Raw genomic sequence first — 14,929 nt, 5'->3', positions numbered from 1 at the left:
TGCAAGTTTAGATCATTCCGCGCGCGGGCCGAGTCCGTCGGCTTTCACGGCCCGCATCGCCTCGATGTCCGCGCTTGCGGCCCCGCACCTGCCCCCACCTCCGTCATGCCACACAGCAAACGTCCCGCAGCAAGCATCCAACGCGACGCGGCATCCGATGCTGCCGAATCAGTTGCCACATCGCGCATCGCCTGCGACATCTTCTGCGCCGTGATCGACAATTTCGGCGACATCGGCGTCTGCTGGCGCCTCGCGCGCCAGCTCGCGCACGAGCACGGCTGGGAAGTGCGCATCTTTGTCGACGATCCGCATGCGTTCCAGAAGCTGTGCCCCGCGCTCGATCCCGGGCGGGCGACGCAGACCGTCGAAGATGTCGTGATCGAACACTGGCACGAGCCCGAGCACGCGGGCGAGACGCTCCAGATCGCCGATGTGGTGATCGAAGCGTTCGCCTGCGAACTGCCGGGCGTTTATGTGGCCGCGATGGCGCAGCGCGAGCGCACGCCCGTGTGGCTGAACCTCGAATATCTGAGCGCCGAAGACTGGGTCGCCGATTTCCATCTGCGTCCCTCGCCGCATCCGCGCTACCCGCTGCTCAAGCACTTCTTTTTCCCGGGCCTCGGCCCCGGCACTGGCGGCGTGCTCAAGGAGCGCGATCTCGACGAGGCACGCGCGGCGTTCGAGCGCTCGGTCGAGGCGCGCGCAGCGTGGTGGCAAAACGCCACCGGCGATCCGCCGCCAGGTCCGCAAACCACGGTGATCTCGCTCTTTGCTTACGAGAACCCAGCCATCGACGCCCTGCTCCAGCAATGGTGCGACAGTCCAACGCCGATCGTGTTGCTCGTGCCGCAGGGACGCATCTCCGGCGCGCTTGCGCGCTTTTTCGGCGTCGCGTCGTTCGACGCCCATGCACGCGCCGAGCGTGGGTCGCTGCGCGCGCACGGCCTCGCCTTCACGGAGCAACGCGGCTACGACGCGCTGCTATGGGTCAGCGACCTCAATTTCGTGCGCGGCGAGGACTCCTTCGTGCGCGCGCAGTGGGCCGCCCGTCCGTTCGTCTGGCAGATCTACCCGCAGGGGGACGACGCCCATCTGCCCAAGCTCGATGCGGCGCTCGAACACTATGCGCGTACGCTCGACGAAGCGCCGCGCAACGCGCTCGCACGGTTCTGGCACGCCTGGAACGGCAATGCCGTCCCTGCGGCCGATGCCCCGAAGCGCACGCCCAACGCCGTCGACGCGCCCCCGCAGATCCCGCCGCCCTCACCCGACTGGCGCGATTTTGCGCAATATTTGCCCGCGTTAAAGGCCCGGGCGCAGGCATGGGCAAGCGAACTTGCGCAAGCCGGCGATCTCGGCGGAAATCTAGCCGAATTCGCAAAAACTCAGTTAAAATAAGCGGTTACCCGACGGCACCCGTCTCAAGCGCTTCGATTTTCGTTCCCCCAGTCATCAAGGGGACACACCATTCGAACCGCTTGCGACGTTTGCCGTCGCGCACACTTGAAGCTATTTAATCTGGACAGGACTGTTTTTTATTATGAAGACCGCACAGGAACTCCGCGTCGGCAACGTCGTGATGATTGGCAACGACGCCATGGTCGTGCAGAAGGCCGAGTACAACAAATCGGGCCGCAACGCCGCCGTCGTGAAGATGAAGTTCAAGAACCTGCTGACCGGCGCGGGCATGGAAACCGTGTACAAGGCTGACGACAAGTTCGACGTCGTCGTGCTCGATCGCAAGGAAGTGACGTACTCGTACTTCGCCGACCCGATGTACGTGTTCATGGACGCCGACTACAACCAGTACGAAGTCGAAGGCGAAATGATGGCCGACGCCCTGAACTACCTCGAAGACGGCATGGCTTGCGAAGTCGTGTTCTACAACGAGAAGGCCATCTCGGTCGAACTGCCGACCGTGCTCGTGCGCGAAATCATCTACACGGAACCGGCCGTCAAGGGCGACACGTCGTCGGGCAAGGTTCTGAAGAACGCCAAGCTGAACACCGGTTTCGAACTGCAAGTGCCGCTCTTCTGCAACATCGGCGACAAGATCGAAATCGACACGCGTACGAACGAGTACCGCAGCCGCGCCTAAAGCGCTCGTCTGCATGCGCCTGCGGCGCACGAGTGCATCCGCAACGTTTCCGCAAGCGCACGCAACGCCATTTCGATGCATGGCGAGTGCAAAAAATGAAAGCGCCCCAAGGGGCGCTTTTTCTTTTTTTCACGAACGTGTATGTTTGTGACTACATGGGAAATCCTTACCGGTTATTCAGGGACGCAAATCAGACGCATCTCGCAGCGGCAAGGCATAACACTCGTGGCACAGTTTCTGCTGGTTCCTTTTTGAGATGCTCTCGCGATGACGCAGCCGGCGAGTATCGCTTCTCTCCGAACCGCGAGAAACACAATGAATAACGACATCGCTGCATGCACCTGGAAGCAGTGGCCAGGCCAGGCCAGTGTCATCCGGAACGCGCTCGTGAACGACGCGCTCATGAAGCTCGAACAGCGAAGCGCACTGGCCGCACCACGGGTCGACACGGATCGATTCACCGATGAAGTGGCTCGCGGCACGGTCGCTCCGGCGCTCGATGGGGCGGCTTGCTTGCAGCATGGGGGTAGTACGGCTTGAGCGTTGCACGTTGCGGCGGGCTCGCGCGTTGCCGCGCGTCTGCCGTCAATCTGGGAGGACCGGAACTGAACAACATACTTCGAAACATCTCGGTGGTTTCCGTGAAACCACCTGTATCGTGCCGCGCCACAGTACGCCGCCACGTCGCGCCTGCTCGCCGCCAGCCGGGCATGTGCGCAAGCGTGCCTGCCCGGCGCACCCGCGCTCATCCGTAAGCCGCTTCCGCCATGCCACACGCCCTGATTGTCGAAGACGATCCCAACAGCCTGTCCGGCCTTTCGGCCATCCTGGCTGCCGACGGCTTTTCCGTCGATACCGCGGCCACGCTCGCCGATGCGCGCGCCGCACTCGCACGCTTCATCCCCGATGTCGTGCTCGTCGACCTGAACCTGCCCGACGGCGGCGGCCTGGAGTTGCTGCCTCACCTGCCCGCCCAGCCGCCTGGCGGCGCGTTGCCGGTGATCGTGATGACCGGCAACGCGACCGTCGAAAGCGCGATCGAAGGGCTGCGCCACGGCATCTGGGACTATCTGCTCAAGCCCGTCAATATTCCGCGCCTGCGCAGCCTGCTGGCACGCATTCCGCGCCCCTACGAGCTGACCGAGGAAGTCCGCGCGCTACGCGCAATGCTGCGCGAACTCGGCCGCTTCGGCCCGATGCTGGGCCGCAGCAGCGCGATCCAGCACGTCTACGACGCACTCGAACAACTCGCGCCCACCGAATCGGCGATCCTCGTGCACGGCGAGGCCGGTACCGGCAAGGAAGTGGCGGCGCGCACGCTGCATCAGCTGAGCCGCCGCCGCAAGGGTCCATTCATCGTCTGCGACGCACATGCGCGAGCGGCCGAAACCGCCGCCGGTCGCCCGCTCGCGAACCTGCTCTTCGGCCATGAGCGCGGTGCGTTCAACGGCGCGGAGCAGCGCGAGCCCGGTCTCATCGATCAGGCAAACGGCGGCACGCTCTTCATCGACGAACTCACCGAGTTGCCGCGCGCCGAACAGGAAGTGCTGCTGCGCGCGCTCGATTCGCAGACCTTCATGCGCGTGGGCGGCAATAGCGAAGTGGGCACCGATTTCCGCCTCATCGCGGCCACGCGCGCAGTGCCACGCGACGCGGTCCGGCAGGGCCTGCTGCACGAGGATTTGTGGATGCGCCTCGATGCGGCGTCAGTGCAATTGCCACCGCTGCGCGAGCGCGAAGACGACGCTGCGCTGCTCGCCGCGGCACGTATCGACGAACTCAATCTCGAAGCGCACGCACGCGGCCTGACCGGCACAACCCGGCTTGTCGCGCCCGCCTTCCTGCGCGAGTGCCTCGCCTACGACTGGCCCGGCAACGTGCGCGAGTTGCACGAGCGCGTCGAGCGCGCGTGGCATGCGTCCGGCGACATCCTCGAAACATTGCAGGCCGAGGAAACCAGCGGCGTCTCGCCGCGCGAAGTCAACGGCGGCCGCGTGCAGGTCACGGTCGGCACGCCGCTCGCCGATGTCGAGGAAATGCTGATCCGCGCCACGCTCGACGCCGTAGGCGGCACGCGCCACCGCGCCGCGTCGCTCCTCGGCATTAGCCCGAAAACGCTTTACAACAAGCTCCAGCGCATGCGGCTGAACTAACGCCCGCGACGTTTCTGGCGCACAAAAAAAGCGGCGGCCTCTTCGAATTCGAAGGGCCGCCGCTTTTTTCGCCGTATCGTCGTTGTTTCGTCGTTGTTTCGTCGCCGTTTCGTTTTTCGGCAGCCGTGTGCGCGCGCCGTGTTACGTAACGCGTAACATGCGGCCGCCCGCGCGAGCGACGCTCAAGGCAACACGGTACGCAACAACGCCTGTGCGGACAGATAGGCCGGATCGGCCACGAGCTTGTCCCAGCGCAACGCCTTGCCGCGCGGACGCAGCCGCCTGAGGCGTTTCGCCGACGCCTGTGCCTCGCGCGTGGGCTCGGCGGTGCGCAGCGCGTCGAGCACCTTCTCCGCCTCGTGCGGCTGATTGCAGATCAGCACCATGTCGCAGCCGGCCTCGAGCGCCGCGCGAGCACCCTCGGTCAGCGTGCCGCCCTGGCGCGCGGCCTCCATCGAGAGATCGTCGCTGAAGATCGCGCCCGTGAAGCGCAGGCGCTCGCGCAGAATCTCCTGCACCCAGATGCGCGAAAAGCCGGCCGGCTTCGAGTCGACCTTCGGATAGATCACGTGCCCCGGCATGGCGGCCGCGAGCGAAAGGCCGAGCCAGTCATAAGGCTGTGCGTCCTCGCCGAGAATCGACTCGAGCGGACGTTCGTCCACCGGCACCGCGACGTGCGAATCGGCGCTCGCGAAGCCGTGCCCCGGAAAATGCTTGCCGCAGTTCGCCATGCCCGCGAGCGCGAGACCGTGATTCAGGCTCTTGGCGAGCAGCGTAACGACACGCGGATCGCGATGGAACGCGCGGTCGCCCACCACCTTCGACTGGCCGTAGCCCAGGTCGAGCACGGGCGTGAAGCTCAAGTCGATACCACAGGCGCGCAGCTCGCTCGCGAGGATATACCCGACCGACGTGGCCAGCTTGGTGGCGAGCAGCACGTCCTTGTCCCACAGCGCGCCAAGGCGCCCCATCGCGGGCAGCACCGTGAAGCCATCGGTGCGAAAGCGCTGCACGCGGCCGCCCTCGTGGTCGACGGCGATCAACAGGTCGTCGCGCACCGCGCGGATGGCGTCCGTGAGCGCGACGAGCTGCGCGCGGTTTTCGTAGTGGCGCGCGAACAGGATCACGCCGCCGGTTGAGGGATGCGCGAGACGGCGGATGTCGTCGTCGTTGAGCGTCGTGCCGACCACGTCGAGCATGACCGGTCCGGGAATTCTCTTCATCGATCGATCTGGCGTTGAATGGGCATGAAAAAACCGCGCGCGGCGTCTGCCGGGCGCGGCGGGATTGAAAATCAGCGCACCGGTTGAGCGGTGGGTTGATCAGTTTCAGCGACCACGAACGAGACCGCGTAGTCCTGTTCGTCGGTGATCGAGACCTGCGTGGTGATGCCGCGCGCCTCGAGCCATTGCGCGAGCTCGCCCGAGGCCACCATGTAAGGCTTGCCGCCGGGCGCGTTGAGCGTCTGCACGGCGCGCCAGGTCATCGGCATATGGATGCCGAGGCCGATGGCTTTCGAGAACGCTTCCTTCGCGGAAAAGCGCGTGCACAGATAGGCGAGCCCGCGCTTTTCCGAACGCGCCTTGCGCGCTTGATAAACCGCGAGTTCGTCGGGGCCGAGCACGCGCTGCGCAAAGCGCCCTTCGGTGCGCTCCATGACGGCCGCGACGCGGCTCACCTGGATGATGTCGGTACCGATGCCGTAAATCGCCATGCATTCCTCGTCGCCGAGTGGGCCAGTGAGTGGGTCGATCAGACAGCGATCACGCACGCGTCGCGGCAAGACGCGCCGCGACCATGATCGCCTTCATCTCGCGCACCGCGTTCTCCCAGCCCGCGAAGATCGCCTGCGCGACGATCGCATGCCCGATGTTGAGCTCGTGAATGCCGTCGATGGCGGCGATCTGCTGCACGTTCGTGTAGTGCAGCCCGTGACCCGCATTCACCTTCAGCCCGAGGCCGATGCCGCAATTCACGCCCAGCACCACGCGCTCGAACTCGCGCTGCTGTTCGGCGGCCTCGTGCGCTTCGGCATAGCGGCCCGTATGCAGCTCGATCACGGGCGCGCCGGTTTCGTGCGCCGCGCGAATCTGCGTCTCCTCCGGGTCGATGAAGAGCGACACGCGGATACCCGCATCGGCCAGCTGCCGGCAGGCAGCGGCCACGGCGTCGAACTGCCCTGCCACGTCGAGGCCGCCTTCGGTGGTCAATTCGGCGCGCTTCTCGGGCACGAGGCAGACGTCTTGCGGCTTGATCTCACACGCGATGTCGAGCATCTCGGCCGTGACCGCGCACTCGAGGTTCATGCGCGTCTTGAGCAGCGGGCGCAGCTTGCGCACATCGGCATCGACGATATGCCGGCGATCCTCACGCAGATGCAGCGTGATGACATCGGCGCCCGCCTCTTCGGCAAGCAGCGCCGCGCGGATCGGGTCGGGATAAGCGGTGCCGCGCGCATTACGCAGCGTGGCGACGTGATCGATATTGACGCCGAGGTCGATCACATTGGGCGAAGTAAGGAAGAAGCTCATAGATTCTGCAGGTCGATCAGGATCTGGCGCGTCGCGAGCGGCGTGCCGCCAAGGTAAGTGTGCAACAGGAAACGCATCAGCGCCTTACTCTGCGTGACGGTCTGGGGTCGATGGTAATCGTCCTCTTCCATGTCGAGCAACGTCTGGCCGGAAAGCACGGGCCATTGCGCCGGCCATTCGTCGGAGGCCTCGCGCACGCCGCGCTCGGGATCGAACACGTAGCGCCCCTCGGCCACCACGGCCTGGCGGCTCACCGTGCGGTTGAGCGCGAGCGCATAGCCGGTCTCGCGCAGCAGCACGCGCTCGAACGAACGCAGCACCTGCACGGGCGGCTCGTCGTGGGCGAGACGCGTCATCGTCACGACATAGTGGCGAAACAGCGGCGGATGAGGATCTTCGCGCGCGCAGAACTTCACGAGCAGCTCGTTGACGTAGAAGCCGCACAGCAGCGCATCCCCGGCGAGCGGCAGCATGCCGCCCACCCATTCGGCGCCGGTGAGCGTGCGCACTTCGCCCTTGCCGGTCCACGAAAGCGTGAGCGGCTGGAAGGTTTGCAGCACGCCGCGCAGCGCCGAGTGCGGACGCTTGGCGCCCTTCGCGACGAGCGCGACGCGGCCGTGATCGCGCGTGAGCACGTCGATGATGAGGCTGGTTTCGCGCCAGGGATAGCTGTGCAGCACAAACGCGGGTTGTTCGGCGACGCGGTAATCGGGCGTCGCGCTGCGCGGTGCGCGCGGCAAAGTGGAGCGTGCGCTGGTCTTGCGCGAGGTGCGCGATGAGGCGCCGCGCTCGAGCGTGACATCGGCGCCTTCGGCAAGATCGCCGTGCGCGGCGGACGCCGACTTGCGCGCGCCACGCGCAGGCGCGCGCGCTGCGCGCGCGCGGTCGCCGGCGGGCGACTCGAAGTCGGGGTCGTCGGCGTTCATGCCCGCCTCGGGTGCGGGCCAGTCGTCGTTCAGGGTTCCGGCTGCGCCGTCATTCATCCTGGTACCTGCGCCTCGCACTCGCAGCGGATCACTCGTAACCGTAAGCGCGCAGGCCGGCCTCGTTGTCGGCCCAGCCGCTCTTCACCTTCACGAAGGTCTCGAGATAGACCGGACCGTCAAACAGCTTTTCCATGTCGAGACGCGCCTCGGTGCTGATCTGCTTGAGCTTGCTGCCCTTCTGGCCGATCACCATGGCCTTCTGGGTGTCGCGCTCGACGAGAATCGTCGCGAAGATGCGGCGCAGGCGCCCTTCCTGCTCGAACTTGTCGATGAGCACCGTGCTCGTGTACGGCAGCTCGTCGCCGGTCCAGCGGAACACTTTTTCGCGCAGGATCTCGGCGGCGAGAAAGCGCTCGCTGCGATCCGTGAGGTCATCTTCACCGTAAATCGGTTCGCCTTCGGGCAGATACGGCTTGAGCGTTTCGAGCAGGCGCTTGATGTCGTCGGGATTCCTGGCCGAGAGCGGAACGATCTCGCGGAATTCGCGCAGCTTTTGCACGCCCTCGATGAACGGATAAAGCGTGGCCTTGTCGGTCACGCGGTCGATCTTGTTGGCAATGAGGATCGTGGGCGCGTTCGGCGGAATCAGGTCGAGCACTTTCTGGTCGTCGGGACCGAACTTGCCGGCTTCGATCACGAACAGCACCGCATCGACGGAACTGAGCGTCGAGGTGACGGCGCGATTGAGCGAGCGGTTGAGCGCGGTGCTGTGGCGCGTCTGGAAGCCCGGCGTGTCGACGAAAACATATTGCGCGTCTTCGACCGTGTTGATGCCGGTGATGCGATGGCGCGTGGTCTGCGCCTTGCGCGACGTGATGCTGATCTTCTGGCCGACCAGCGCATTCATCAGCGTGGACTTGCCGACATTCGGACGGCCGACGATCGCGACCATGCCGCAGCGGAAACCGGCAGGAGTGGAAGTAGGTGCGTTCATGATCGGACCGGAGTAATGAAGCAAAGGAAACTAAGCGGAAACAGGGCGCGCGCGGTTCAAACGGTTCAAACGGTTCAAACGGTTCAAGCGCCGCGCACCAGGGTTGAATCAGTGGCCGGCATCGGCGGCTCGCACAGGCACCGCTGTGCCGAGTTCAGCGGCGGAGCCCGCAGACGACCCGCCAGTCGACCCTGCCGTGGATGAACCGTTCGATGCGCTGGACGGCGCGCCCGGCGACGGATCGTCTCCCGCGCCGGGCGCGCCGTTGCTGGCCTGTGCATCGCGGCTGCGCGCCGAGCGTGGCGCAATCGAACCGGCGGATGGCACAGCATCGAATTTATCGGCAGGCTTTTCTGCCGACTTCTCCGTGGAGGCGCGTTCGCCCTTCTCCGCACCGCGCTCTTGCACGTGCGCCGCGCGAATCACCGCGAGCGGCGCGGCCGCCGCATTTGCAGCCGTGCGTTCGGCCGACTCCTCGCCCGCCGTGGCGGCATGGTAGGCGCCGGCGCCCGGACGCTCGCCGCGCGCACGACGCTCGGGCGAGCGCAGGTCGAGCGCGCCCTGCACGCCCGTCACGCCGGGCACGACTTCGAGTTCGGCCTTGGGCGCGCGTGCGCCCTTCGAGCGACGCGGCTTGGCGACCAGCGCGGGCGCAGCGGCCATGACCTCATCGAGCGCCTTCTTCGCGGCGGCTTGCTCGGCCGCGCGACGGCTCGCCCCCGAACCCGACACCTTCACGTCGAGCTTGGGCACCGTGCATTCGACTTCGAACTGCTGATTGTGCGCCGCACCATGCGTAGCGACAACGGTATAGGTCGGCAGCGCGATCTTGTGACCCTGCAGATATTCCTGCAGCAGCGTCTTGGAATCCTTGCCGAGCGTACGCGGGTCGATATGGTCGAGGATCGGGATGTAGAGACGCTTGATGACCGTCTGGGCGGCGTCGAAGCCGCCGTCGAGAAAGATCGCGCCGAAGATCGCTTCGAGCGCATCGGCCAGAATCGAAGGCCGGCGGAAACCGCCGCTGCGCAGTTCGCCCTCGCCGAGGCGCAAGCCATCGGCAATATTGAGGGCCTGAGCGATCTCGTAAAGCGACTGTTGCTTGACCAGATTCGCACGCACGCGCGAGAGGTCACCTTCGTCCAGTTTGCTAAAACGTTGGAACAATAGGGCCGCCACCGCGCAATTCAGAACCGAATCACCGAGGAATTCGAGGCGTTCGTTATGCGTGGCACTGTGACTGCGGTGGGTCAAAGCCTGGCGCAACAATTCCGCATTGCGAAATTCGTAGCGCAAACGGCTTTCCAACGGAGATAGGGGCATGGGGAGAGTATAACGCGCCCGCCGGCCCCGGCGAAAACGCCGGCCAGCGGGCGAAAAACCATGATGAAGCGACGTTACCGGCGGTTCTTCAAGTAGCGTGCGAAGATGCGCTGCGAATCACACGCGAGTCACGTGCATTTTGCAGGCGCGGACGCGCATCAAACGCGCATTACTCGAACGAGCCGATGCGCTTCAGACTGCTGAAGTTCATCCAGATAAAGAACGCGCGGCCAACGATGTTGGCGTCGGGCACGAAGCCCCAGTAGCGGCTGTCCGCGCTGTTGTCGCGGTTATCGCCCATCATGAAGTAATGGCCCGGCGGCACCTTGCAGATCACGCCGCGTGCGTTGTACTGGCAGTTGTCGCGATACGGATAATCTTCCGCGCCCATGATGAACGGCGGCACGGCGGGATTATTGAGGATGTTGTTCTTGCGGCCGTCGAGGTCTTCGGTGAACTGCTTCGCATAGCCGATGCGCTCTTCGTCGAAGTAATCGGCTTGTGGCGTTTCAGGTACCGGCTTGCCATTGATCGTGAGTTGCTTGTCCTGATAGGCAACCACGTCGCCCGGCAAACCGATCACGCGCTTGATGTAGTCGACCGACTCGTCCTTCGGATAGCGGAACACCACCACGTCGCCACGCTGGAGCGCGCGGCCCTGGGTGATCTTCGTGTTGGTGATCGGCAAACGCAGGCCGTAATCGAACTTGTTCACGAGGATGAAGTCGCCCACGAGGAGCGTCGGCACCATCGAGCCCGACGGAATCTTGAACGGCTCAACGACAAACGAGCGCACGAAGAACACGATCAGGATCACGGGAAAGAAGCTGGCCGTGTATTCGAGCCACCACGGCTGGCGCAGCTTTTCGTTGCGCAAGCTCTGACGCGTCGCGGGCGCGTTCTCGTCGGCGAAGCGCTCGCCAATGCGTGCCTGCTGCCGGTCGAATTCGGCGATCGCCGCATCGGCGGCAAGGCGCCGGCGCGGCATGAACACCAGCTTGTCTGCAACCCACGCGATGCCCGTCAATACGACGAGCACAAAAAGAATCAGCGCAAAATTCATGGAAAGGTCCGTTGTTCTGCTTATCTGCTTATCTGCCCGGCTTATTTGTCTTCGACCCGGAGAATCGCGAGGAACGCCTCCTGCGGGATTTCCACAGAACCAACCTGCTTCATCCGCTTCTTGCCTTCCTTCTGCTTTTCGAGCAGCTTTTTCTTGCGCGAGATGTCGCCGCCATAGCACTTGGCCAGCACGTTCTTGCGCAGCGCCTTGATGTTCTCACGCGCGATGATGTGCGCGCCAATGGCCGCCTGAATCGCCACATCGTACATCTGGCGCGGGATGATCTCGCGCATCTTCGCCGCCACTTCGCGGCCGCGATACTGCGACTGCGAGCGGTGCACGATGATCGACAGTGCATCGACCTTTTCGCCGTTGATCAGCATGTCGACCTTCACGACGTCTGCGCTGCGGTACTCCTTGAACTCGTAGTCCATCGACGCATAGCCGCGCGACACCGACTTCAGTCGATCGAAGAAGTCGAGCACGATTTCGGCCATCGGGATTTCGTAGGTGAGCTGCACCTGACGGCCGTGGTACTGCATGTTGATCTGGTTGCCGCGCTTTTGCGTACAGAGCGTGATCACCGAACCGACGTAGTCCTGCGGCATGTACAGATTCACCGTGACGATAGGCTCGCGAATTTCGCCGATCTTCGAGGGCTCCGGCATCTTCGCCGGGTTCTCGACCATGATCTGCGTGCCGTCGGCCTGCACGACTTCGTACACCACGGTAGGCGCCGTGGTAATGAGGTCCATGTCGAACTCGCGCTCGAGACGCTCCTGCACGATTTCCATGTGCAGCAGGCCAAGGAAGCCGCACCGGAAGCCGAAGCCCAGCGCTTGCGAAACTTCGGGCTCGTACTGGAGCGAGGCATCGTTGAGCTTGAGCTTTTCTAGCGATTCGCGCAGCGCGTCGTACTGGTTCGCCTCGACCGGATAGAGGCCCGCGAACACCTGCGGCTTCACTTCCTTGAAGCCCGGCAGCGGCTCTTCGGCCGGCTTGGTCGCGTGCGTGACGGTGTCGCCCACCTTGGTGGCGGCGAGTTCCTTGATGCCCGCGATGATGAAGCCCACCTGCCCCGCCGAGAGCGATTCCAGGTTGCGCGACTTCGGCGAGAACACGCCCACGTGCTCGACCGGATATTGCGCGCCGGTGGCCATGAGCTTGATCTTGTCCTTCGGACGCAGCGTGCCGTTGACGATGCGCACGAGCATCACCACGCCCACGTAGTTGTCGAACCACGAGTCGATGATGAGCGCCTGCAGCGGCGCATCGGGGTCGCCCTTGGGCGGCGGCACCCTGGCGATGAGCGATTCGAGCACGTCGTCCACGCCCATGCCGGTCTTCGCGCTGCAGCGCGTGGCGTCGGTGGCGTCGATGCCGATCACGTCCTCGATCTCTTCGATCGCGTTTTCGGGGTTGGCGGCGGGCAGGTCGATCTTGTTGAGCACCGGCACGACTTCCACGCCAAGCTCGATCGCCGTGTAGCAGTTCGCCACGGTCTGCGCTTCCACACCCTGGCTTGCGTCGACGACGAGCAGCGCACCCTCGCACGCCGAAAGCGAGCGGCTGACTTCGTACGAGAAGTCGACGTGCCCCGGCGTGTCGATCAGGTTCAGGTTGTAGACCTTGCCGTCACGCGCCTTGTACGTGAGCGCGGCAGTCTGCGCCTTGATCGTGATGCCACGCTCGCGCTCGAGATCCATCGAGTCGAGCACCTGCGATTCCATTTCGCGGTCGGACAAGCCACCGCACAACTGGATGATGCGATCGGCGAGCGTCGACTTGCCATGGTCGATGTGCGCAATGATCGAGAAGTTACGAATATGATCCATTCAGTACCGATCAAGCGAAAAAGGCGCGCCCCAACGAAAGCTGGACACGCCTCGTAAACAGATGAAAAAACGATCTATTTTAGCCGAAAAGGGGCGCTTCCGGCGAACGGTACGGTAAGTCACGGATGTATTACGGCGCAGCGACGCCCTACGCCCCCCTATGACACCCTGCGACGCCTCATGAGGCCCCATCGCGCGCCGTAGCGCGCAGGCCCAATGCCGCACGCACGCACGCCTCGTCGAGATGGTAGTGACACAGTTCAACGCCATCGCAAACCAGCACGGGCACGAGCTCGTCGTAGCGCGCTTGCAGCGAGGGGTCGGAATCGACATCGATCACCTCGATGTGCGCCCCCGCCGCTGCCGCCAACGGCTCCAGCGCCGCGCGCATGTCCTCGCACAGATGACACCACGCACGGCCATACAGCACGAGATGCGCCCCCGTGCGCGAACCCGTAACGGCCGGCTTCAAGGCAGGGGCGTTCATCGGTTACTTCTGCCCCGGATTGCGCGGGCGAAGCGGCACGAACTGCGTGTTGTCGCCGCGACGCACGAGAATCGCCACCATCTTCTGCGAGTCGAGCCGCGACGTGACTTCCAGGAACTGCTTTGCGCTCGTGATATCCGTGTCCCCCACGCGCAGGATGATGTCGCCCTTCTGCAAGCCCGCGCGCGCCGCCGGGCCATCCACGGACTCCACCATCACGCCGCCCTTGATCTTGAGCTGGCTCATCTGGTCGGCGGTGAGGTCCGTCACAGAAAGACCCAGCGCATTCGCCGCGCGCGGCTTCGGCTCCGGCGCCTTGCGCTGATCGGTCTTCGTGCCCTTGTCCGGCTGCAACTCGGCCACGGTGATCGGCAAATCGCGCGTCGCGCCCTTGCGCCAGATCGTGATGGTCGAGCGCGTACCCGGCTTGGTGTCGCCCACCATGCGCGGCAAGTCGGTAGCCGCCTCGACGGTCTGGCCGTTGAACTTCTGGATGATGTCGCCCGGCTGGATACCCGCCTTGTCAGCCGGGCCGCCCGGCTCGACGCTCGACACCAGCGCGCCCTGTGCCTTCGGCAGACCGAGCGAATCGGCCACGTCCTTGGTCACCTCGCCGATCGCCACCGCAATCCGGCCGCGCGTGACCTTGCCCGTGGCCTTGAGCTGATCGGCCACGCGCATCGCCTCGTCGATCGGGATCGCAAACGAAATACCCATGAAGCCGCCGGTGCGGCTATAGATCTGCGAGTTGATGCCGATCACCTCGCCCTGCATGTTGATGAGCGGCCCGCCCGAGTTGCCGGGGTTCACGGCCACGTCGGTCTGAATGAACGGCAGGTAGTCGCCCGTATCGCGCCCCTTCGCGCTCACGATGCCCGCGGTGACGGTGTTTTCGAGCCCGAACGGCGAGCCGATTGCCAGCACCCACTCGCCCACGCGCACCTTGTTCGAATCGCCGATCGTAATGGCCGGCAGGTTGCTGGCCTGGATCTTCACGACTGCCACGTCGGTGCGGTCGTCCACGCCGATCAGCTTGGCCTTGAACTCGCGCTTGTCGGTGAGCGTGACGTAGATGCTGTCCGCATCGTCGACGACGTGCGCGTTGGTCATCACGTAGCCATCGCCCGTCATGATGAAGCCCGAGCCCACGCCGCTGCTCTGCTCGGTGTCGTTGCCGCTATCCGGTCCGGAGTCCTGCCCGCCACCCTGACCGCCACCTTGGCCGCCGCGCGGCGACTGGCCGCCCTGCGGCCCTTGCGGCATGGGAATACCGAAGAAGCGGCGGAAAAATTCCGACATATCGCCGTTGTCCATCCCCGGCGGCAGCCCGCGCTGCGAGAGCGTCACGCGCGTGGTGGTGCGGATGTTGACGACGGAAGGCCCCACCTTGTCCACGAGATCGGTGAAGTCCGGCAGATTGGCGGCGGGCGCCGCCGATGCCGTGAGCGGGGCGAACGGCAGGCACGCCGCCACCGCCGCGGCCGCGAAGAATTTGCGCAGCGGGAGGATCGTCATATCG

14 protein-coding genes are annotated in these 14,929 nt (G+C 64.6%); 4 read left to right on the top strand and 10 right to left on the bottom strand.

Features of this window, described 5'->3' with window-relative positions:
* Window positions 1-105 precede the first annotated feature (105 nt).
* The 4 genes from earP (at window position 106) to NH14_RS15080 (ending at window position 4,251) form a co-directional block, all read left to right on the top strand.
* Window positions 106-1,398 (top strand): elongation factor P maturation arginine rhamnosyltransferase EarP, encoded by a 1,293-nt coding sequence (gene earP / locus NH14_RS15095; RefSeq protein ID WP_052147838.1) that lies wholly within the window; start codon window positions 106-108, stop codon window positions 1,396-1,398.
* A 142-nt stretch (window positions 1,399-1,540) separates the two neighbouring features.
* Window positions 1,541-2,098 carry an elongation factor P gene (efp, locus tag NH14_RS15090; protein ID WP_035522703.1) on the top strand — a complete coding sequence of 186 codons (558 nt, stop codon included), beginning with the start codon at window positions 1,541-1,543 and terminating at the stop codon, window positions 2,096-2,098.
* A gap of 315 nt (window positions 2,099-2,413) precedes the next feature.
* A complete protein-coding gene (locus tag NH14_RS15085; protein WP_152617076.1) occupies window positions 2,414-2,638 on the top strand; it encodes a hypothetical protein in 225 nt (74 codons plus the stop codon).
* Window positions 2,639-2,865: 227 nt separating this feature from the next.
* Entirely contained in the window at window positions 2,866-4,251 is a 1,386-nt protein-coding gene (locus tag NH14_RS15080) for a sigma-54-dependent transcriptional regulator (protein WP_035522697.1), read from the top strand.
* A gap of 182 nt (window positions 4,252-4,433) precedes the next feature.
* On the opposite strand, the gene nagZ is transcribed toward NH14_RS15080, so the two are convergent.
* From nagZ to NH14_RS15030, 10 genes are all read right to left on the bottom strand, one after another.
* The gene (nagZ, locus tag NH14_RS15075) at window positions 4,434-5,474 is read right to left on the bottom strand and encodes a beta-N-acetylhexosaminidase (RefSeq protein ID WP_035522695.1); all 1,041 of its coding nucleotides are present in this window, start codon (window positions 5,472-5,474) and stop codon (window positions 4,434-4,436) included.
* Window positions 5,475-5,545: 71 nt separating this feature from the next.
* On the bottom strand, window positions 5,546-5,965 hold the full coding sequence (acpS, locus tag NH14_RS15070) for a holo-ACP synthase (RefSeq protein ID WP_035522692.1): 420 nt from the start codon (window positions 5,963-5,965) through the stop codon (window positions 5,546-5,548).
* 49 nt (window positions 5,966-6,014) lie between these two features.
* Window positions 6,015-6,782: a pyridoxine 5'-phosphate synthase gene (gene pdxJ, locus NH14_RS15065; protein ID WP_035522689.1), complete on the bottom strand. Its 768-nt coding sequence runs from the start codon at window positions 6,780-6,782 to the stop codon at window positions 6,015-6,017.
* Window positions 6,779-7,765 carry a DNA repair protein RecO gene (gene recO / locus NH14_RS15060; RefSeq protein WP_035522687.1) on the bottom strand — a complete coding sequence of 329 codons (987 nt, stop codon included), beginning with the start codon at window positions 7,763-7,765 and terminating at the stop codon, window positions 6,779-6,781. The genes pdxJ and recO overlap by 4 nt, the downstream gene beginning before the upstream one ends.
* A gap of 31 nt (window positions 7,766-7,796) precedes the next feature.
* Complete coding sequence (era, locus tag NH14_RS15055) at window positions 7,797-8,702, bottom strand: GTPase Era (RefSeq protein ID WP_035523058.1); 906 nt, start codon at window positions 8,700-8,702, stop codon at window positions 7,797-7,799.
* A 108-nt stretch (window positions 8,703-8,810) separates the two neighbouring features.
* On the bottom strand, window positions 8,811-10,025 hold the full coding sequence (gene rnc, locus NH14_RS15050; RefSeq protein ID WP_035522684.1) for a ribonuclease III: 1,215 nt from the start codon (window positions 10,023-10,025) through the stop codon (window positions 8,811-8,813).
* 169 nt (window positions 10,026-10,194) lie between these two features.
* Window positions 10,195-11,088: a signal peptidase I gene (gene lepB / locus NH14_RS15045; protein WP_035522683.1), complete on the bottom strand. Its 894-nt coding sequence runs from the start codon at window positions 11,086-11,088 to the stop codon at window positions 10,195-10,197.
* Window positions 11,089-11,129: 41 nt separating this feature from the next.
* A complete protein-coding gene (gene lepA, locus NH14_RS15040) occupies window positions 11,130-12,923 on the bottom strand; it encodes a translation elongation factor 4 (protein ID WP_035522681.1) in 1,794 nt (597 codons plus the stop codon).
* A gap of 178 nt (window positions 12,924-13,101) precedes the next feature.
* Window positions 13,102-13,410 (bottom strand): glutaredoxin family protein, encoded by a 309-nt coding sequence (locus tag NH14_RS15035; protein WP_052147837.1) that lies wholly within the window; start codon window positions 13,408-13,410, stop codon window positions 13,102-13,104.
* A 3-nt stretch (window positions 13,411-13,413) separates the two neighbouring features.
* Window positions 13,414-14,925: a DegQ family serine endoprotease gene (locus tag NH14_RS15030; protein WP_035522676.1), complete on the bottom strand. Its 1,512-nt coding sequence runs from the start codon at window positions 14,923-14,925 to the stop codon at window positions 13,414-13,416.
* Between the last annotated feature and the right edge of the window lie 4 nt (window positions 14,926-14,929).

Source organism: Paraburkholderia sacchari, assembly GCF_000785435.2.
In the GTDB taxonomy this organism is placed as follows: domain Bacteria; phylum Pseudomonadota; class Gammaproteobacteria; order Burkholderiales; family Burkholderiaceae; genus Paraburkholderia; species Paraburkholderia sacchari.
Note: the sequence above shows the minus strand (reverse complement) of the source record. Positions and strands in the feature narration are given on the sequence as shown.